Genomic DNA, 20144 nt, shown 5'->3' on the forward strand with positions numbered 1-20144 from the left:
GATAAAGATCAGTTACAGACTTCTCCTACATCCTTCGCCTACTCGCCTGACTTCTTTTCTGTTTGATCCCCCGCACAGTCCCTCGCCTGATTTTTGCGCGAGGGAACGCACATGTTTGACCCGGTTTTTCGTTTCGCCATGCGCATGGGAATGCGCTGATGGATGCCGTCACCCGCATCGAGCAAGAACTCGACAGCTTTCCCCGCACCCTCGATCTCTATCGCGAACAGCTGAAGCACTGGCTCAGTCGCTCGGCAGACGGCGTCAGTCATGCGGCCGATCTGCCGTCGCTGATGGGGATGGAGCGGGTCATCCGATTCGGCGAACACAGTACGGCAGTCGCGATTGACGACAACCGCTTCTCTTCTGCGATCGTGCAATGCCCGGAATCCGGGCCGATGGAGATCGAGAGCAAGTTCGAGTCGGCGTACGACATTCCGTTGGGCGGCATCGTTGTCGATGTGGTGGCGGTGGAGGGCGGCGCAGTCAAGTCCGTCACCCTTGATGCTCAGGGCAAAGGGGAGTTCACCGGTGAGGCGGGCAAGTTTTATCGGGTGGTGGTGCACGGCGAGGCCAGCGAGCAGCAGGTTGAAGCGCTTTTCGAGTCCTACGATGGCCTGACTCGGCAGCTGGATGACTGGCTGCGCAGCGAATGGCAGGGCTTCAAGCCGCAATGGTCGCAGTCGGTGGCCACAGCAGCCGGGAACGGCATGCTGGCCGGGAGCTGGGCGGCGATCGAGGGAGTGTGGGACAGCATCGGGTTGCTGTCGGAGATCCTCAAGAATCCGCTCGAGTTTGGTGGTCGTCTGGGAGACAGAGCGACAGCGTTGGCCGAGTTCGCGGTATCGATGCCCGAAAAGATGGAGCAGCTCCAACTGCTCGTCAGTGACGAGGCGGCGCTGTGCCTGTTGCTGCGTACCGCCAGCCTCTGGCTGGAGATGCTGCCACCTAATGAAATTGCCGGAAAAACCGCCGAGGCCGTCTCGATGGTGGTGGTGCAACTGCTGATCGATGTGTTGATCGGCGTTGTGCTGACCTTTGTCGGTGCCGGGGCGGGGATTGCGTATCTGACCTTGCGTCTGGCGGAGCGTGGCGCCCAGTTACTGTCGGCGGTGATGCGTCTGGTGAAAGCGATGTTCGGCATCGTCAGCACCTTCATCGGCTACGTGAACCAGTACAAAACCGTCGCCGCACGAGGCATCGCCGCCGGGGTGAAAAAGGGCCGCATGCAATTGCGCTGGGATGCCCGGCGTAATGCTTCCCTGAAAAAAGACGAGCACCACGACGACACGCCAGATCAGGCGAAGAACCCCAACGGTGACAGCGCCGATTGTGCGCCGAGGACTTGCACCAATGGCTGTCCGGTGTCGATGGTCACTGGCGAAGAGCTGCTAACGCTGACCGATGGTGTGCTCGATGGGCTGTTGCCGTTCGAGTTCAGCCGGTTGTACCGCAGCAGTGCGGCCGAGATCGACGTCGGGCTGGGGTTTGGCTGGAGTCATTCGCTGGCGCATCGGCTGGAGATTGATGGCGCTTCGGTGGTCTGGGTCGATCACGAGAACCGGCGCACGCGGTTTCCGCTGCCGAATGTCGAGCGGCCGGCCATTCACAACAGCTTGTCGCGGGCGGCGATCTTTCTCGGGGATGAGCCGGAGGAGTTGATTGTTGCGCTGGCGGGGGACGCGGCGCGGTTTTATCACTTTCGGGTTGGGCGTCTGACAGCTGTCAGCGATGCCTATGGCAATCGTCTGACGGTGCATCGGGATCTTTCCGACCGGATTCAGCGTCTGGACAACGGGGCTGGCCGTTCCTTGTTGCTGCGCTATGAGCGAGCGCATCTGGTTGCGGTCGATTATCAGGTTTGGCGCGATGCGGTCTGGCGCACCGAGCAGACGCTGGCCAGCTACCGCTTTGATGCCCGCCATCGATTGATCGAGGCGTCGAACGCCGTCGGCGAGACTGAGCGTTACGACTACGACGACCAGCACGTCATCCTGCAACGGCAACTGGCGGGCGGCGCGAGTTTCTTCTGGGAGTGGGAGCGTGCCGGCAAGGCAGCGCGTTGCGTGCGGCACTGGGCGTCGTTTTCGCAGATGGATACGCGTTACGTCTGGGATGACGCCGGCAGTGTCACGGTGCAGTACGTCGACGGCACTGAAGAAACCTACGTCCACGACGATACGGCGCGGCTGGTGCGTCAGGTCGCCGCCGATGGTGGCGAACAGCTCAAGGCCTACGACGCGCAGGGCCGATTGGTCGCCGAGCAGGATGCGCTGGGGGCGGTCACCGAATACCGCTACGACGACGCCGGACGGCTGATCGCGCTGATTCCGCCGGACGATGCGCCGACGTCCTACGAATACCGCAACGGTTTCCTGCACAGCCGTTCGCGTGGCGATGCGGTGTGGACGTACCGGCGCAATGCCCAGGGTGATATCACCGAAGCGGTCGACCCGGATGGCCACGTCACCCATTACCACTACGACGCGCAGGGGCGGTTGCTGTCGGTCCGTTATCCGGACAGTGGTCGCCATGTGTTCATGTGGAACGACCTGGGCCAGTTGGTCGAGGAAAGTCTGCCGGACGGTGGGGTGCGGAAGTTTTCCTACGATGCCTTGGGGCGGCGGACGACGGCGCAGGACGAACATGGCGCGGTCACCCGTCATGCCTGGGACGCCGTTGGCCGGCTGATCCAGACCACCTCGCCGAATGGCGCCACCCGCGCCTGGTCCTACAGCGCCTACGGCCAGATCACCGCCGAACGCGATGAACTGGGGCGCATCACCCGCTACGAATATGACGATGACCTGCATTTGGTCAGCCGGCGGATCAACCCCGACGGCACCCGGCTGCAGTACCGCTACGACCATGCGCAGCTGCTGCTGACGGAAATCGAGAACGAGTCGGGCGAAAAGTACCGGCTGGACTACACGCCTACCGGACTGATCCGACAGGAAACCGGCTTCGATGGCCGGCGTACGGCGTATGCCTACGACCGCAACGGTCACCTGCTGGAAAAGACCGAGTTCGGCGACGACGGCTCGACGCTGGTCACCACTTACCAGCGCGACAGCGCCGGGCGATTGCTGCTCAAGACCCTGCCGGACGGGGTCGAGGTCAGCTATCGCTATGACCGTTTAGGCCGTTTGGTCGGCGTGGATGACGGCCAGGATCACCCGCTGGCCTTCGAATACGACCTGCAGGACCGGCTGGTGCGCGAGCATCAGGGCTGGGGCACCTTGCGTTACACCTACGACGCCTGCGGCCAGCTCACTCGCATGCGTCTGCCGGACAACAGCAAGCTCGACTACCACTACGCCAAGGGCGGCGCGCTGACCGCGATCGACCTCAACGGCGCCTTGCTGACCCGCCACGTCTACCAGAACGGCCGCGAACAGCAACGTCAACAAGGCCTGCTGCTCAGTGAATATGCCTACGACGAACAGGGCCGGTTGCGGGTTCATTCTGTCCATCAGCATGACCGAGCGCTGTACTTGCGCCACTACAGTTACGCGGTCAATGGCAACCTGGCGTCTATCGCCCACAGCCGTCACGGTCAACGTAGCTATTACTACGACGCCCTCGACCGTCTGGCCAGCGTGCGCCACACCCGCGACGACCTGCCGGAAAACTTCGCCCACGACCCGGCCGGCAACCTGCTGATGCAGGACCGCCCCGGCCCGACACAGATCAAAGGCAACCGCCTGCGGATGCAGGGCGACCGCCATTACGACTACGACGCCTTCGGCAACCTGATCCGCGAACGCCGCGGCCGCGCGCAGATACTGATCACCGAATACCGCTACGACAGCCAGCACCGCCTGATCGGCCTGACCCGCCCGGATGGCAAAACCGCGACCTACCAATACGACGCCTTCGGCCGGCGCATCCGCAAGACCGTCAATGGCCAGACCACCGAGTTTTTCTGGCAAGGCGACCACCTGATCGCCGAAAGCAGCACGACCCAGCATCGCAGCTTCATCTACGAACCCGGCACCTTCCGCCCATTGGTCATGCTCGACGGCAAAGGCCCGAAACGCGCCTGCCCGTTCTACTACCAACTCGACCACCTCGGCACCCCGCAGGAATTGACGGATTACAGCGGCGAGATCGTCTGGTCCGCCAAATACAGCGCCTACGGCAAAGTCACCTCGCTGGAACTCGCGACCGAGGATTACCTGAATCAGCCGCTGCGCTTTCAGGGGCAGTACTTCGATGACGAAAGCGGGCTGCATTACAACCGGCACCGGTATTACGACCCGGACATGGGTCGGTACCTGACGCCGGATCCGGTGAAGCTGGCGGGTGGGCTGAATCAGTACCGGTACGTGCCGAATCCGATGGGGTGGGTGGATCCGTTGGGGTTGACCTCCAATTGTCCGCCGCCGAACAAGCCGGGCTGTCCGGTGCCGGATGGGGTGGGTGGTTCAGTTGTTGATGAGGGTGAGCCAGCGCTGCCGAAGATGACGGCGCAGGAGCGGCGGGCGAGGATTGATGAGTTAGCTGAGGAAAATGCTTATAGGCGTTTACATGACATGGAGGATCCAACGAATGGAGAGCATTTTCTGGAAAAACACGGTGCCCAAACTACCTTGAACTCTCAATTTGAACGAGTGACCTCAGCTAAAAATCCGACGACAGGAATCGTGGAGGTTTATAGCAGTGGGAAGAAGAAAGGGCAGCCTATGATCCCATCGGCGGCCACGCATTTTTTGAGTCATAGAGATCAGTTAAATGCTATTTATAGAGCACAGCTGATTCTTCGATACACAAACCTACAAATATCGAAGAGGCCGATTGATATGGGGAAAGTGATTGGTGAGGGATACAAGAAAGGAAGCCTTGAGTATGGAAGGCAAACGAAGGCGGTAGTTATTCTTGATGCAAATGGGCGTGTAAAGACAGCATATACGGATTTTGATTGATGAAAGTTTCATATGAGATTGTCGATATAAAAAATCTGCTTTTTGTTTTTGATATAGAGAATTTAAGAAATGACGAGAGGGAGAGGTTTATAGTTTCCAGAAATGTAAATAATGATGAAGAGCTAACTGAGTTGTTTGATGTTCTTTTGAAACCTGAATTTTTGGACTATACCCCTCGCGAACAGGCTTCTCTAACAGAAACCATCGCTCATTTTTTAAAGGAGGGTGACAGTTTTGATCGTGTGTTTGGGCGAATGACGACGTATTTTGACGACGATATTTTGGATCAGCGCCGATTTATGCAGGTTCTGCTGAAGTGTTTGGTCAGATATCAGCTTGAAAATATCAAGGGGTGAAATACTGAATGATTGAGGTCATTGAGGGGAGATGGTCATTCAACGACTTTAAATATTTCGAGAACGTGATGAGTGTGGCGGAGCAGGTTTATAAAAAGTGTGAGGTGATTAATGCTATGAGTAGTTCGAATGATTCAGCCATAAAGTCGTTTTATAAGCAGATAATGGATTTTCGTCATGATAAGACTAGCCTTGAGGGTGAGTTCTATCTTAGTTGCAGAGCACGATTCGACCTGAGTTTGTTTGGTGGTCCTCGGCTTTGATGGGAGAAGGATGGAGATAATAACGTTCAGGCTGATTGGGCAGCCCCCTTCGCGACCAAGCTTTCTCCCACTGGGATCTGTGTTGTTTGGCGCGTCAGCGTTGGCCAACGACCTGCGGTGAATGAAGTTCAGGAACCGTAAGGCTATCAATCAAATGCACGCTATACCCCGGAACATTCTTCGCATGATGCTTCGCCTGCGAAGCCATTTCCGCCAACTGACTCGCATCCAGCTGCGCACACGCTTCAGGATGCAAATGCACCACGCCAATGGACAGTGACAGCAACGGAAACTCCTGTCGTATACCCTGGCGGTTAGGCGCAACAAAACACCCAGCCTCAAGGTGTTCGGGACGATAAAACCGTCGGCATTGGCTCTGGAAATCATCCAGCAACTGGTTAAGTCGTTTGCGCCAATCCTCCGGGCCGAGCACCAACAGAAAATCGTCCCCTCCAATTTGCCCGACAAAGTCGCGAGACGGGTCGACGCGTTCGTTGAGGCATTGCGCCAGACACAGCAGCACCTCATCCCCACGTCCATACCCGTAGATATCGTTAAAGGGTTTGAAACTGTCGATGTCGACATAGCAAATGACCGACTCGCGCCCCTGCTGCAGCAACCTCGTCAAACATTGCTGAATCGGCACATTCCCCGGCAGCAAGGTCAGCGGATTGGCATAGCGGGCCTGCTGGATTTTCAGTTCGGTGATCAGTTTGAGCACGTCAATCACCCGGCCCAGGCCCAGGTAGCTGCCGTTGAGGGTGATGATGAAATCCTCTTCGATGCGTTGGCGGGCGCGGCTGGTGATCAGGCGGCTGACCTGTTGCAGCGACTGGCTCATTTCCACGGCGAGGAAGTCGTCGTTCATCAGGCGGCTGATCGGTTTGCGGGCGAACAGGTCGGTGGCAAAGGGTTTGAGCAGCGCATCGGACAACGAGTGACGATGAACGATGCCGCACGGTTGGCCCTGTTCATCGAGCACCGCCAGCGAGTTGAGGTTGGCCTGGCGGCGGAAAGCCTCCAGTACGGTGGCGGTCGGTGTGTCGCGATTCACGGCGGGTTGATCGTTGAGCAGGGCTCTGAGATCGCTGCCTTCATCGTTCAGCGCCACGGCGCTGCTGTCGTGCTTGGGCATCAAGGCCCGGGCATCGCGCGACGGGTGTTCCTGAGGACGGCCGAGCAGGTAGCCCTGTACCAGATCCACACCCATTTCGGTCAGTACCGCCAGTTCCTCTGGCAACTCGATACCTTCGGCAATCACCTGCGCCCGGGAAGCCTTGGCGATTTGCAGGATTGATCCGACGAACTCGCGTTTCAACGCATCCTGATGAATGCCGTCGATGAAGTGCCGGTCGATCTTCACGTAATCCGGCCGCAGCTCCGACCACAGACGCAGGCTTGAATAACCGGCCCCAAGATCGTCGAGGGCAATCGAAAACCCCATCGCCCGATAGTGATGCAGTGCTGTTTGCAGCAACTGGAAATCATCGATCGGCGTCTGTTCGGTGAGTTCGATCACCACCTGGCTCGGCGGAATACCGAAATCCTGCAGCAGCTGCAGCGTGCGCCCCGGCTGGTGCGCGGCTTCGAGCAGGGATTCGGGAGAGACGTTGAGAAACAGCTTGCCCGGCAACTGCTGTTCGTTGAAGCGACGACAGGCACTCTGACGGCAGGCGATTTCCAGTTCGCTCAAGCGCCCGGCCTGACGGGCCACGGCGAACAGGGCGATGGGCGAGTGCAGCGGGCTGTTGGACGGGCCGCGGGTCAGGGCTTCGTAGCCGAGAATGCGCCGTTCGGAGAGGCAAATGATCGGCTGGAACAGGCTGTGTAATCCGCTTTGAGTCAGGATCGAGCTCAAGGCACTCAGCTGTTCGGTCGTGGTCATGGCAATCTCTGGCGATAAAAAAAGGACTGGGAGCGTTCTCGATGAAGAGAACAGCTCCCAGTCCTTTATTGCACGACAGAATGATGACTGTTTGATGACGATCCGGGGATCGTCAGCATTAAATTGCCATCACCTTACTTCTTTGCGACCTGGTTGCTCAGCTTCAGGTAATCCAGCAGCACTCGCCCGGTCTCGCTCAGGTAGGCGTCGTCTTCCGGTTTGACCTTGTCCGGCTCGGCGGCGGCCAGGGCGTCGTCGTCTTCTTTCTTCAGCTCTTTGAGCGGTTCTTCGCCTTTGGCCTTGCGACGGATGTTTTCCATCGCCAGTTGCTTGGCGTCGATGTCGGCGTGCTGGGCACGGCGTTCGGCTTCATTGAGGCTGACGGTTTTTTCTTCCAGCAGCTTCTGCGCCAGGGCCAGCTTGTCGCGGATGAACACGAACTCCGCATCCTTGGCAGAACGGCTGTCATGCTCGGATTTCAGCTGGGCCAGGTACGGCTTGAACGGATCGCTCGCCGGTTTGATCGCTGCGCGGATGGTGTCCCACGGCATGGCTTCCGGCAGGGCGCTTTCGCCGATTTCCTTGGTGTCGATGATCGACGGGTAATCGATGTCCGGCAGTACGCCCTGATGCTGGGTGCTCTGGCCGGAAACCCGGTAGAACTTGGCCAGGGTCAGTTTCAGTTCGCCGTGGTTCAGCGGCTGGATGGTCTGCACGGTGCCTTTGCCGAAGGTCTGGCCACCGATGATCAGCGCACGGTGATAGTCCTGCATGGCGCCGGCGAAGATCTCCGAAGCCGAGGCGGACAGGCGGTTGACCAGCAGCGCCATCGGGCCTTTGTAGAAGGCGCCCGGGTTTTCATCTTCAAGTACATCGACCCGGCCATCGGCGTTACGCACGAGCACGGTAGGGCCCTTGTCGATGAACAGGCTGGTCAGCTCGGTGGCTTCCTGCAGGGAACCGCCGCCGTTGTTGCGCAGGTCGATGACCACGCCGTCGACTTTCTCTTTCTGCAGTTCGGTCAGCAGCTTCTTGACGTCGCGAGTGGTGCTCTTGTAGTCCGGATCGCCGGCACGGAAGGCCTTGAAGTCGAGGTAGAACGCCGGAATCTCGATCACGCCGAGCTTGTAGTCCTTGCCGTCCTGTTTCAGGTTCAGCACGGACTTCTTCACGGCCTGGTCTTCGAGCTTCACCGCTTCGCGGGTGATCGGCACGATCTTGCTGGTCTGATCGTTCGGCGCATTGCTGGCCGGGATGACTTCCAGACGCACCACGGTGCCTTTCGGGCCACGGATCAGCTTGACCACTTCGTCCAGACGCCAGCCGACCACGTCAACCATCTCTTTGTTGCCCTGGGCAACGCCGATGATCTTGTCGGCCGGAGCAACCTGCTTGGTCTTGTCGGCCGGGCCTGCCGGCACCAGACGCACGACTTTCACCTGGTCGTTGTCGCTCTGCAACACGGCGCCGATGCCCTCGAGGGACAGGCTCATGTTGATGTCGAAGTTCTCCGCGTTATCCGGCGACAGATAGTTGGTGTGCGGATCGTAAGACATGGCGAAGGTGTTGATGTACGCCTGGAAGATGTCTTCGGCGCGGGTCTGGTCCAGACGCGCCAGTTGATTCTTGTAGCGCTTGGTCAGGGTTTCCTGGATCTGCTTCGGCTCTTTGCCGGCGATCTTCTGCCGCAGCACTTCGTCCTTGACGCGTTTGCGCCACAGGTCATCGAGTTCGGCGGTGGACTTGAGCCACGGAGCATCCTTGCGATCGATCAGCAAGGTTTCCCTGGTGGTGAAGTCCATCTTGTCGACGCCTTTGTTCAGCTCGGCAAGGGCGAAGTCCAGACGCGCCTTCACGCGGTCCAGGTAGCGCTTGTAGATGGTGAACCCGGCGTTGAGGTCGCCGCTCTTGAGGAAGTCGTCGAATTGGGTCTTCCACTTGTCGAATTCGGCGATGTCGCTGGCCATGAAATAGCTGCGCGACGGGTCGAGCAGCTTGATGTAGCTGTCGTAGATGATCACCGAGCGCGCATCGTCGAGCGGCGGCTTGCTGTAGTGATGACGCTTGAGCAACTCGACGACGTTCAGACTGGCGATCACTTCGTCGCGATCAGGCTGTAACTTGTCCCAGCTGTTGGCTGCGAATGTGGTGCCCGACACCGGCAACAGACCGATACCGATGAAAAGAGCGAGGGCGGTGCTGGGGAGCAGATGCTTCATGCTGATTCGACGCGGGGACAATTGATAACGCATATTAGGCCGTCTTTGAAGTCGCCGGTACCGCTACGCTCTGTACGATAACTGCTGTTCAGCGTTCGTTCAGACCCCAGGGCCGGTCGCATAATGCAAAAAGCCCGGCGCTACAGCTTCGGGCTCAGTCCAGACTCACTATGGAGGCACTGTGAAGGCATTGCAAGGCGTTGAAGGTCAAGTGGCATGGGTTGATGAACCAAGTCCTACATGCGATGTAGGACAAGTTCGCATCCGGGTGGCGGCAGCGGGCCTCAATCGCGCGGATTTATTACAGAAAGCAGGACTTTATCCACCCCCTCCGGGTGCCAGCCAGGTGCTGGGTCTTGAGTGTTCCGGGGTGATCAGCGAGGTCGGTGCAGGATCGTCCTGGCAGGTCGGTGACCGGGTCTGCGCCTTGCTGGCCGGGGGCGGGATGGCCGAAGAAGTGGTCGTCGACGGACGGCATGTGCTGCCGGTTCCGGAAGGCGTATCGCTGATCGAAGCCGCGGCGTTGCCCGAGGTGTACGCGACCGTCTGGCTGAATGTGTTTCAAATTGCGGCGCTCAAACCGGGTGAGAAAGTTCTTCTGCACGCCGGAGCCAGTGGTATCGGCTCAGCCGCGATTCAACTGTGCAAGGCTTTCGGCAATCCGTGCTGGGTCAGCGTCGGTTCGGCTGAGCGGCTGGTCTATTGCGAGTCGTTGGGTGCCCAGGGCGGGGTGGTGCGCACCGACGACCTGGAAAGCCTGCGGGATTTCGGGCCGTTCGATGTGATCCTGGATCCGGTGGGCGGCAACTATTCGGCTTTGAACCTCAAGCTGATGGCGCAGGACGGACGCTGGGTGCTGATCGGTCTGATGGGCGGCCGCGAGGCAAAACTGGATCTGGCTCAGGTGCTGGCCAAGCGCGTGCAACTGCTGGGTTCGACCCTGCGCAGCCGTGACGATCAGTTCAAGGCCGATCTGTTCAGCGATCTGAGCCAGCACGTGTGGCCGCTGTTTTCCGAAGGACGCCTGAAGCCGCAACTGGCCAAGGCGTTCCCGATCAAGGATGCCGAGGCTGCGTTTGCGGAGCTTGCGAGCAACACCGTAGCAGGGAAGCTGGTGCTGGTGATCGACGAAAGCCTGAGCTGATCATCGATGCTTGTGGGAGCAGGTCTGCTCCCACAAGCCAATCGCCTATTTCCAGAGGTGGATCGGCCAGCCGGACTTCTCGGCCTCTGCAAGCAATACCGGATCCGGATTGACCACATGCGGGTAATCCACTTTCAACAGCAGCGGCAGATCATTGCGTGAGTCGGAATAGAAACTCGCGCCCTCAAGGTTTTCCTCTTCGGCGTCCAGCCATTCCAGCAAACGGGTGATCTTGCCTTCGCGATAGGTCAGGGTGCCCACGGTGTGGCCGCTGTAGACGCCGTGCGCCACTTCCAGCTCGATTGCCAGGACCTCGTCGATGCCCAGCCGCTCGGCGATGGGTTTGACCAGGTGCGTGCCCGAGGCCGAGATCACCAGGATCCGGTCGCCGGCCTTGCGGTGAGCGGCGATGGTCTTGGTGGCGTCGCTGAAGATGATCGGCTCGATGAAGTCTTCAACCCACGGCCCGACCAGATGCTCGACTTCCTCAGGGGTACGTCCGATCATCGGTTCAAGGCTGAAGTCCATGTAGTCTTCCATGCGCAACTTGCCATGGCTGTAGGCGTCCATCAGCTCGTTGTTCCTGCGCATGAACGACTCGGGATCGACCCAGCCCAGGCGCCCCATCTGCTCGCACCAGAGGGTGGCGCAGTCGCCGTGGATCAGGGTGTCGTCCAGATCAAAAATTGCCAGGGCCATCAGTTCAGTTCCCTCTTGGGTGTCAGCAAAGTCATCAGGCTACCTTACACAGGGCGGTGGGATCGATGGAAAGTGACAGGCGCTGACCGTCGGGATGCAGATCCGCCGCCGAGCGGTTGAGCACATCCACCACCAGTTCCACGCCCCGAGCTTCGACGCGATAGCGAATCACGTTGCCCAGCAGGCTGTGGCTGCGGATTTGCGCATCGGGTTCGCCGTTGAGGCTCAGCTCGATGGCCTCCGGGCGAATCGCGATGCGGTGGCTGATCGGCCGCTGCAACAGCTTCGACGCACTCTCGGCATCCAGCAGGTTGTAGTTGCCGATGAAGCCGGCGGCGAACACGTCGACCGGCGCGGTGTAGAGGGTTTCGGCATCGCCGCTTTGTACGATCTTTCCCTGATTCATCAGGAAAATCCGGTCAGACATGGTCAGGGCCTCTTCCTGATCGTGTGTGACGAAAATCGTGGTCAGGCCGAGTTCGCGCTGGATCTGACGGATCTGTTCGCGCAGGTGTTTGCGAATCCGCGCATCGAGGGCCGACAGCGGTTCATCCAGCAGCAACAGGCGCGGACGGGTCACCAGTGAGCGGGCGAGGGCGACCCGCTGGCATTGACCGCCGGACAGCTGATGCGGATAGCGACTGGCGAAATCATTGAGTTCAACCAGCTTCAACACTTCGGCAACCCGTTTTTGGCTGTCGTCGGCATTGACCTTTTGCATGCGCAGGCCGAAGGCGACGTTCTGCTCCACGGTCATGTTGGGGAACAGCGCGTAGCTCTGGAACACCATGCCGATCCCGCGTTTCTGCGGGGTGAGCGGCACGATGTCGACGCCATCGAGCAGAATCTGGCCGCCATCCACCGGCGTCAGCCCGGCGATGCAACGCAGCAGGGTGGATTTGCCGCAGCCGGACGGGCCGAGCAGGGTGACAAATTCGCCCTTCTGGATTTCGCAGTTGATGTCGCTGAACACCGTGGTGCCCGCGTAGTTTTTTTGCAGGTGTTGGACGCTGACATAGCTCATTCGCTTTTGTCCTTGTTCAAGATGTTGGCGACCCAGGTCAGGACCAGCACGAAAAAGAAGTAGGAGATCACCAGCGCACTGGTGAAGTGGCCGCTGCTGTTGCGCATGTTGTTCAGATAAACCTGCAGGGTTTCGTAGCGAGTGCCGACCAGGATGTTGGCGAACACGAACTCACCGAACAGGAACGAGAACGACAGCAGCAACGCGACCATCAGGCCTTTGCGCAGGTTCGGCAGCACTACCAGGAAGGCTGCCTGAAAAGTGCTGGCGCCGAGCAGTTGGGCGGCGTCCATAAGGTCGCGCAGGTTGATCGCTTGCAGGTTGTTGGTGATCGCCCGGTACATGAACGGCAGCGCCACGGTGAAGTAGCAACCGATCAGGATCCACGGCGTGCCGACCATCGCGAACGGCCCGGAACCGTAGAGCTGCAACAGCCCCACCGACGACACCACCGGCGGCACCGCAAAGGGCAGCAGGATCAGGATGTTCATCAGCGCATCGAGTTTCGGGAAGTGGTAATGCACCACGAACAGCAGCGGCAGGATCAGCACCACCGACAGGAACAGCGCGCCGACGCACACCAGCAACGACTGGCCGAAGGCGTGCAGAAAACGCGGATCGCTCCACAGCTGGAGGTACCACTTGAAGGTGAAACCGCTGGGCAGGATGGTGGCCGACCAACTGCTGGCGATCGAATAGATCAGCGTGCCCACCAGCGGCAGCAGCAGGATGGCGAACAACAGATAGACCACGACGCGGTGGTAGACGCCGGCCGGTCCGGATTCAGCGCGAGACATGGTAGCTCCTCTTCAGCAGCAGTTGATGCACGACGGTCACCAGGGTCATCAGCGCCACCAGCACCACGGCCAGGGCACTGGCCAGGTTCGGATCGAGGGAAATGTCGCCGGAGACCATCGCCGCGATCCGGATCGGCAGCACGTTGAAATTGCCGGTGGTCAGCGCGTAAACCGTGGCGTAGGCGCCGAGGGCGTTGGCCAACAGAATCACGAAGGTGCCGAGCAGGGCCGGGGTCAGTACCGGCAGGCCGATGTGGCGCCAGAACTGCCAGCTGTCGGCGCCGAGCAGTGCGGCGGATTCGCGCCAGTCTTCACGCAGTGCGTCGAATGCCGGGTACAGCAGCAAGACGCCGAGGGGAATCTGGAAGTAGGTGTAGAGGATTATCAGCCCGGTTTTCGAATACAGGTTGAAGTCCTCGATGATCCCGGCCTGCTTCAACATGATGGTGATGCTGCCGTTGAAGCCGAGCAGGATGATGAACGCGAAGGCCAGGGGCACGCCGGCAAAGTTGCTGGTCATGTTGGCGAAGGCGTTGACGAAGTTGCGCAGTTTCGAGTCGACCCGGCGCAGAGAATACGCACCCAGCACCGCGATGATGATCCCGAACACACTCGACCAGAAACTGATTTCGAGGCTGTACCGGATCGCCTGCAAATAGAACTTCGAATTGAAGATCTTGCTGAAGTTGGCGAAGCCCCAGCCGAACTCTTCCGATTGCAGGCTGTTGATCATCACCCAGATCAGCGGGGCGATTTCGAACACGATAAAGAACAGCGCGAAAGGCACCAGGCACAGGGCGGCCAACCATTTGCCGCGAGTCATTGAGTTCACTTGAGCAACTCCCGGCACACAGGTTTGTCGTGGGGCACGCCGAGCAGTTCGCAGACGGTGCCGCAGATGTCGGTCTGCTTCGGTGCAGCGTCACTGTTCAGGCTGAACGCATCACCGATCACGAACAGCGGTACCTGGCGCTCTTCCGGCAGCAGGCCGTTGTGCGAGCGGTCGTTGTTCATGCCGTGGTCGGCGGTCACCAGCACCTGGCAACCGGCGTCGAGCCAGCCTTGCAGGTAGTCGGCGAGGATGATGTCGGCGCTGCGTGCGCTGTTGCGGTATTGCGGGGTGTCGAGGCCGTGCTTGTGGCCGGCGTCGTCGATGTTCATCGGGTGGATCAGCAGAAAGTCCGGTGCATGGCGCAGGCGCAGGTTTTCCGCGTCGGCGAACAGGTGCGAATCCGGGTAGTGATCGTTCCAGTAGAAGTGGCCGTGCTGGATCGGTAGCGTCGGGTCATCGGTATGCCGATCCCGTGCCGCCACGAACGGCGAGCGGTTGTAGAGCTCGCTGACCCAGTGGTACGCCGCGGCAGCGGTTTTCAGGCCGGCATCGCGGGCGTAGTGATAGATGCTGCGCTGGTTGGACAGGCGCGAGACGTTGTTGTGGACGATGCCGCTGTCGATCGGCGGCACACCGGTGAGGATGCATTCGTAAAGTGGTCGGGACAAGGCCGGCAGCTCGCACTCCAACTGGTAGAGCGCCGCGCGTCCTGCGCCAACGTAAGCCTGCAGATGCCCCATGGCGTGACGCGCGACCTCGTAGTTGAGGCCGTCGAGCACGACAAGGATGACGGTGTGCTTCATAGGGGCAAAAACTCCGCGAAACAGAAAATTTCAGGTTCAACCCGGATCCCCCTGTGGGAGCGGGCTTGCTCGCGAAAGCGGAGTGTCAGTCGATAATTTTTTGACTGATCCACCGCATTCGCGAGCAAGCCCGCTCCCACATTTGGATCTTCAGCAGATCACAAAAGGGTGATCAGCCGCTTTATTTCATCTCGACGATGACTTCTTCATTCCACTTCTGCGGCAGGGCCTTGGAGGTTTTTTCCCAGGCATCGGCGTCCTTGATCGGCGTGACCTTTTTGTACTGCTCGTTCGGCAGCAGCTTGGCCTTCACGTCTTCCGGCAGTTGCAGGTGCTCGGCGCGGATCGGGCGAGCGTTGCCGCGGGCGAGGTTGGTCTGGCCGGCGTCGCTGAAGATGTATTCGCGGGTCAGCTTGGCGGCGTTCGGGTTCTTCGCGTATTTGTTGATGATGGTGGTGTAGCCGGAAATCACCGAACCATCGGACGGGATCAGCACCACGTAGTCATCCGGGTTGGCCATCTTGGCCTTGTAGCTCAAGCCGTTGAAGTCCCAGACCACGCCGACTTCGATCTCGCCTTTTTCCATGGTGGCGATGGTCGGGTTGGCCATCGACAGGCGCCCCTGCTTGGCGATGTCCGCGAACAGCAGCAGGGCAGGCTGGATGTTTTTCTCGTCGCCGCCGTTGGCCAGTGCGGCGGCGAGTACGCCGTTGGCAGCTTGTGCGGCGGTGCTCACGTCACCGATGGAAACCTTGTATTTGCCGCCCTTGAGGTCAGCCCATTTGGTCGGTACTTCGGAGCCGTGCAGCAGCTTCTTGTTGACGATGAAGGCGATGGTGCCGGTGTAGGCCAGCGCCCAGTTGCCGTCCTTGTCCTTGGCCCAGTCCGGCACCTGGTCCCAAGTGCTCGGCTTGTACGGTTGCACTACGCCCTGCTTGACCGCAATCGGACCGAACGCGGCGCCGACGTCGCCGATGTCGGCGGTGGCGTTGTCTTTTTCGGCGGCGAACTTGGCGATTTCCTGGGCCGAGCTCATGTCGGTGTCAATGTGTTTCAGGCCGTATTTCCTTGCCAGGTCTTCCCAGGTGCCTTTCCAGTTGGCCCAGTCATCGGGCATGCCGACACTGTTGACGGCGCCTTCCGCTTTCGCAGCGGCCTCGAGGGTTTTCAGATCGTCAGCCGCCATGGCGGCGGTGCACATGGCAATGGTCGAGCCTAACAGTGATGCCAGGAAAAACTGTTTCATTCCAAAGCTCCTTGGTCGTGTTCAACGCTGCAATTGCGGTTTGTGTTGGTCTAGGTCAGCAATACCTGAGCCAATTTAAGGGGGCTCGATGACACTTTGATGTCGGCGATGGCGCGCCCAGCCTTTTCTATCTCCGGTATCAGCGAGTGCCCGGTAAGCGTAGACCACCCGCCAAGTCCCGGTGGGCAAGGGACTTGGCCGATGTATTGCAAGTTGTCAGGGCGACCGTTCGGTAGTTTTGTCATCTCTCGGTCATCTGCACTGCCTAGGCTTGCAACACAACCGGACGGCACGATTGCTGTGCGGTTTTGCCCCGAAACAGTGCTGGTCTAGTCCAGATAGGTAACGTTGATGCGCGATGAGGCAACAAAAGCGGTGACAGCGATTGGCCAGATCCTTCAGGAGCAACTCGACCATGGGTTGCTGGCGGCGGGGAGCAAGTTGCCGGCCGAGCGCAAGCTCAGTGAGCTGTTCGGCACGACGCGAATTACGGTACGCGAAGCCTTGTTGCAGCTGGAGGCGCAAGGGCAGATTTATCGCGAGGAGCGGCGTGGCTGGTTCGTGTCGCCACCGCGTCTGGCTTACAACCTGATGCAGCGCAGTCACTTTCACGCGATGGTCAGTGCGCAGGGGCGGGTGCCGTCGACCGAGGTGATTTCGGCGCGGTTGCAGCCGGCTTCAGCGGCGGTCTGTGCGTGGTTGCAGTTGCCGGCGCTGTCGAGCGTGATTCAGATCTGCCGGTCGCGGCGGATCGATGGGCGGCTGGTGTTGTATGTGGAGCATTATCTGAATCCGCAGTTTTTTCCGGGGATTCTGGAGTTTGATCTGAATCAGTCGATTACCGAGCTGTATGCGCGGCATTACGATTTGCACTATGGGCGGGTGCGGTTCGAGATTGTGCCTACGTCTTTATCGGTCGATGCAGCGGCGGCGTTGCGGGTTTCGGTGGGGAGTCCGGGGTTGAGGATTGCTCGGGTTAATTATGATCAGGCCGGGCGGTTGATTGATTGTGATCTGGAGTTTTGGCGGCATGATGCGATTCACGTTGGGGTTGATGTTGTTTGACCTTGGCGGCCGCTGGGCCGACCAGGTTTTGGATTGACTGTGTACATATCCGTTTCTTCGGGTGCTGCCGCTGACGGTTTCGCCCTTACGGCGAGTCACTTTGGCAAACGCCCCAAAGTAACCAAAACGCTGGGCCCCGGCGTTCGGCCCCTCGCTTTGGCTCGGTGTTCCTTCGTTCCGGGATTCATCCGGGGGCATCGCCTACGGTTTGCTTCGCTGCACCTCCTCTCGATGCATGCGGCTTCGCCGCACGGTCGCTGCGCTCCCACCCCCGGATAAATCCCTCCACTCAGCCTTCCGATGGGGCCGGCACGTCAAAAGCGGTACTCGAGCTAACGCTCATTGTGTTGAGTGGTGGAAGGGCATATGTGTTGCTTTTGCTCTCTGTGGGAGCTGGCTTGCCAGCGATGAGGGCTTTGAAGTCGGCCCGATTCTCCGGATCTATTCTTGAGTTTGGCCGCCACCGCCTGCGGTGATCACTTGCACATTCATCCTTGGCGTCGCCAAGTCCAGTCCGGCCTCGTCCAGATGCCGTTTCAGCGACAGGTTGAATGCTCGTGAAACTTCCCATTGTTTGATCGGTGCGGTCTTGAATCTTGCACGCAATATCGCGTTGCCGGATTCAAAGCTTTCCACGCCCTGAAATTCCAGCGGCGACCAGATGTTGCGGCGTTGCAGTGGGTCTGTGCGCATTTTCTGGCCGACGTCGCGCATCAGTTTGATGGCTTCGTCGATGCTCATGTTGAACGGCACGGCCACGCGGAAGATGGCGTAGCCGAATTCGCGGGAGTAGTTTTTGATGCTTTTGATTTCGCTGAACGGGATGGTGTGGACGATGCCGTCGATGTCCCGCAGGCGTACGGTGCGGATGGTCAGGCCTTCGACGGTGCCGAGGTGGCCGCCGACGTCGACGTAGTCGTCGATGGCCAGGGAGTCTTCGATGATGATGAACAGGCCAGTGATCAGGTCGGCCACCAGTGACTGGGCGCCGAAGCCGATCGCCAGACCGATCACGCCGGCACCGGCCAGCAACGGCGTGACGTTCATGCCCATGTTCGCCAGGGCAACGATCAGGGCGATGATGAAGATCGCCACGAACAGCACGTTGCGGATCAGCGGCATCATGGTTTGTGCACGGGCGTTGGCCAGGCCTTTGCGTGAGCGGGTGAGGGCGTGGTGCACGGCGGTGTCGCTGAGGATCCAGATCAGCCAGGCGAAGATCAGCGTGCCGATCAGGCTGAACAGTTTGACGCTGACGTCGTGGCCTTCGCCTTCGGTGAAGCCGATCAGCGACATGCCCCAGACCCGCAGGCCCAGTTCGATGAAGGCCAGCCACACCAGCAAATGGGCGAGGGTGTAGAAGAAGCTTTTCAGGCGCTCGGAATACAGCGCGTGGCGCTTCGGCCCACGTTGAGGCTTGAGGGCATGGCGGCGGACGAGGCCGTTGATCACCATGCACAACACCAGCAGCACGGTGCAGATCAGCGACTGGCGCAGGGCGGTGCTGGTGTCGCCGGCGGAGACGAAGGTGGCGAACAGCGAAATGCCCACCAGCACCAGCGCCGGGACGTACCAGAAGGTGCCGAGGATTTCGATGGTGTCGCTGAGGGCGCGGCGGGTCAGGCGGCGGGACAGTGGCTGGTTGCGGATCAGGTGGGCGATCGGCCGGCGGAAACGCAGGATGAACAGACCGGTCGACAGTGCCGCGAGGACGTTGGCGACGGTGGCGGCGGTGTGGGCCAGGTGCACGCCGAGGCCGGCTATCAGTCGCGGATCGCTCAGGGCTTCCCCGAATGCGGCGAAGCTGCCGATCAGCCACAGCGGGCGGAAGGCCTGGTGGCGCAGGATGTACAGCGCCCGGTGGCGGTGCGGGCCGTCGAGTACGGAAAAGGCAATCACGCAGATGGCCGAGAAGCAGGTGCCGACCACCAGCGCATAGGCCAACACCATCGCCAGGCTTTTGCCCAGCGACGATGGCAGCGCGTAACTCATGTACACGGTGATGACCAGGGCGATCATCCACGGCCCGAGCTTGCGCAGGGCGAAGCGCAGCATGTCGAGGGCTCGGGGATGTTGCGGCAGTTCTTCGGTCAGACCGAAGCGCATGCGTACCCGATGACCAAGCCAGATCAGCGCGGCGGCGAGCAGGCTCCAGACCGCGAGGATCACGGCGAAGGCGAAGATGATCGGCAGCCATTCGCTGGCCGGCAGCATCAGGCCTTTGAGCTCGTCCTTGGCCATGTCGAATTCGGCGGACCAGCGATTGAGCGGGCTGTCGGCACCGGAGAACTGTTTTTCGAAAGTGGCGAGGGTGCCACCGATCAGTCCCAGCACCCCTTCTTCCGGGGTGGCCTGGGCTTTTTTCGTAACGTCGCGCAGTTTTTTCAAGTCAGTCAGCAACTGGGCGCGTTGCTTGTCGTTTTCCAGCGACTTGATGACTTCGTCCAGAGACTGGCCGAGCGGTTCCTGAGCTTCGGGCTGAGCCTTGCCGGAGCCCGTGAGCAATCCCGGCAGACCGGCGGCGTCGGCAGGCGCCGGCGACACCAGGGTCATCAGGCAAACGAGAAAGAGGCAGGGCAGGGCAAAAAGACGAGCAAACACTAGGCGGTCAACCTCGCAAGGGGCGGATCGGGCGAGTGTACGAGCCCGCCAGATTCAATGCGAGCCGGGCGCGGATTTATTCGTTGAGTTTGGCAAGGATCTTGTAGACCACGGTGGCCAGGATCATCAGCATGCCGATCCACATGGCGAACACACCGGCGTTCTTGTCACGGAAGTTGAAACCGATGGCCAGCAGAATCATTCCGCCGAGGATGGGAATGAGCATGGAGTGAAACGCGGACATCGAGATCATGGCGACAGCCTTGTCGAAGGGGATTATTCAAG

14 protein-coding genes are annotated in these 20144 nt (G+C 59.8%); 4 read left to right on the top strand and 10 right to left on the bottom strand.

What is annotated here, in order from left to right:
- Nucleotides 1–158 precede the first annotated feature (158 nt).
- Nucleotides 159–4925 (top strand): RHS repeat-associated core domain-containing protein, encoded by a 4767-nt coding sequence (locus ACKUG4_RS09315; protein WP_445433872.1) that lies wholly within the window; start codon nt 159–161, stop codon nt 4923–4925.
- A complete protein-coding gene (locus ACKUG4_RS09320; RefSeq protein WP_445433873.1) occupies nt 4925–5281 on the top strand; it encodes a hypothetical protein in 357 nt (118 codons plus the stop codon). Before ACKUG4_RS09315 ends, ACKUG4_RS09320 begins: the two co-directional genes overlap by 1 nt.
- Nucleotides 5282–5638: 357 nt before the next feature.
- On the opposite strand, the gene ACKUG4_RS09325 is transcribed toward ACKUG4_RS09320, so the two are convergent.
- Complete coding sequence (locus tag ACKUG4_RS09325) at nt 5639–7429, bottom strand: bifunctional diguanylate cyclase/phosphodiesterase (RefSeq protein WP_445433874.1); 1791 nt, start codon at nt 7427–7429, stop codon at nt 5639–5641.
- 134 nt (nt 7430–7563) lie between these two features.
- Nucleotides 7564–9648, bottom strand: coding sequence for a carboxy terminal-processing peptidase (locus ACKUG4_RS09330; RefSeq protein ID WP_166742345.1), 2085 nt, complete (start codon nt 9646–9648; stop codon nt 7564–7566).
- A gap of 181 nt (nt 9649–9829) precedes the next feature.
- Between ACKUG4_RS09330 and ACKUG4_RS09335 the strand changes: the two genes are divergently transcribed.
- Nucleotides 9830–10792, top strand: coding sequence for a zinc-binding dehydrogenase (locus ACKUG4_RS09335; RefSeq protein ID WP_445433875.1), 963 nt, complete (start codon nt 9830–9832; stop codon nt 10790–10792).
- A gap of 45 nt (nt 10793–10837) precedes the next feature.
- Here ACKUG4_RS09335 and ACKUG4_RS09340 read toward each other — a convergent pair whose 3' ends face one another.
- The 6 genes from ACKUG4_RS09340 to ACKUG4_RS09365 form a co-directional block, all read right to left on the bottom strand.
- Complete coding sequence (locus tag ACKUG4_RS09340; protein WP_085613511.1) at nt 10838–11491, bottom strand: HAD family hydrolase; 654 nt, start codon at nt 11489–11491, stop codon at nt 10838–10840.
- Between the two features lie 34 nt (nt 11492–11525).
- Entirely contained in the window at nt 11526–12515 is a 990-nt protein-coding gene (locus ACKUG4_RS09345) for an ABC transporter ATP-binding protein (protein WP_445433876.1), read from the bottom strand.
- Nucleotides 12512–13312: an ABC transporter permease gene (locus ACKUG4_RS09350; protein ID WP_039769862.1), complete on the bottom strand. Its 801-nt coding sequence runs from the start codon at nt 13310–13312 to the stop codon at nt 12512–12514. The genes ACKUG4_RS09345 and ACKUG4_RS09350 overlap by 4 nt, the downstream gene beginning before the upstream one ends.
- Nucleotides 13299–14135: an ABC transporter permease gene (locus ACKUG4_RS09355; RefSeq protein ID WP_172829520.1), complete on the bottom strand. Its 837-nt coding sequence runs from the start codon at nt 14133–14135 to the stop codon at nt 13299–13301. The genes ACKUG4_RS09350 and ACKUG4_RS09355 overlap by 14 nt, the downstream gene beginning before the upstream one ends.
- Nucleotides 14136–14140: 5 nt before the next feature.
- Entirely contained in the window at nt 14141–14947 is an 807-nt protein-coding gene (locus ACKUG4_RS09360; protein WP_085649359.1) for an alkaline phosphatase family protein, read from the bottom strand.
- Between the two features lie 181 nt (nt 14948–15128).
- On the bottom strand, nt 15129–16193 hold the full coding sequence (locus ACKUG4_RS09365) for an ABC transporter substrate-binding protein (protein ID WP_039769868.1): 1065 nt from the start codon (nt 16191–16193) through the stop codon (nt 15129–15131).
- A gap of 351 nt (nt 16194–16544) precedes the next feature.
- On the opposite strand from ACKUG4_RS09365, the gene ACKUG4_RS09370 reads away from it, so the two are divergent.
- A complete protein-coding gene (locus ACKUG4_RS09370; RefSeq protein ID WP_085701120.1) occupies nt 16545–17258 on the top strand; it encodes a UTRA domain-containing protein in 714 nt (237 codons plus the stop codon).
- Between the two features lie 441 nt (nt 17259–17699).
- On the opposite strand, the gene ACKUG4_RS09375 is transcribed toward ACKUG4_RS09370, so the two are convergent.
- The gene (locus tag ACKUG4_RS09375; RefSeq protein ID WP_445433877.1) at nt 17700–19859 is read right to left on the bottom strand and encodes a mechanosensitive ion channel family protein; all 2160 of its coding nucleotides are present in this window, start codon (nt 19857–19859) and stop codon (nt 17700–17702) included.
- Nucleotides 19860–19935: 76 nt separating this feature from the next.
- Nucleotides 19936–20112: a hypothetical protein gene (locus ACKUG4_RS09380; protein WP_165369545.1), complete on the bottom strand. Its 177-nt coding sequence runs from the start codon at nt 20110–20112 to the stop codon at nt 19936–19938.
- Nucleotides 20113–20144 lie beyond the last annotated feature (32 nt).

This window comes from Candidatus Pseudomonas auctus (assembly GCF_048654275.1).
GTDB classification, from domain to species: Bacteria; Pseudomonadota; Gammaproteobacteria; order Pseudomonadales; family Pseudomonadaceae; genus Aquipseudomonas; species Aquipseudomonas pharyngis.

Excerpts from the sequence above, each read along its gene's own strand:
- ACKUG4_RS09370 (WP_085701120.1), top strand. The coding sequence starts at position 16,545 with ATGCGCGATGAGGCAACAAAAGCGGTGACAGCGATTGGCCAGATCCTT.
- ACKUG4_RS09315 (WP_445433872.1), top strand. The coding sequence starts at position 159 with ATGGATGCCGTCACCCGCATCGAGCAAGAACTCGACAGCTTTCCCCGC.
- ACKUG4_RS09355 (WP_172829520.1), bottom strand. The coding sequence starts at position 14,135 with ATGACTCGCGGCAAATGGTTGGCCGCCCTGTGCCTGGTGCCTTTCGCG.
- ACKUG4_RS09365 (WP_039769868.1), bottom strand. The coding sequence starts at position 16,193 with ATGAAACAGTTTTTCCTGGCATCACTGTTAGGCTCGACCATTGCCATG.
- ACKUG4_RS09340 (WP_085613511.1), bottom strand. The coding sequence starts at position 11,491 with ATGGCCCTGGCAATTTTTGATCTGGACGACACCCTGATCCACGGCGAC.
- ACKUG4_RS09330 (WP_166742345.1), bottom strand. The coding sequence starts at position 9,648 with ATGAAGCATCTGCTCCCCAGCACCGCCCTCGCTCTTTTCATCGGTATC.
- ACKUG4_RS09350 (WP_039769862.1), bottom strand. The coding sequence starts at position 13,312 with ATGTCTCGCGCTGAATCCGGACCGGCCGGCGTCTACCACCGCGTCGTG.
- ACKUG4_RS09325 (WP_445433874.1), bottom strand. The coding sequence starts at position 7,429 with ATGACCACGACCGAACAGCTGAGTGCCTTGAGCTCGATCCTGACTCAA.
- ACKUG4_RS09380 (WP_165369545.1), bottom strand. The coding sequence starts at position 20,112 with ATGATCTCGATGTCCGCGTTTCACTCCATGCTCATTCCCATCCTCGGC.
- ACKUG4_RS09360 (WP_085649359.1), bottom strand. The coding sequence starts at position 14,947 with ATGAAGCACACCGTCATCCTTGTCGTGCTCGACGGCCTCAACTACGAG.
- ACKUG4_RS09345 (WP_445433876.1), bottom strand. The coding sequence starts at position 12,515 with ATGAGCTATGTCAGCGTCCAACACCTGCAAAAAAACTACGCGGGCACC.
- ACKUG4_RS09320 (WP_445433873.1), top strand. The coding sequence starts at position 4,925 with ATGAAAGTTTCATATGAGATTGTCGATATAAAAAATCTGCTTTTTGTT.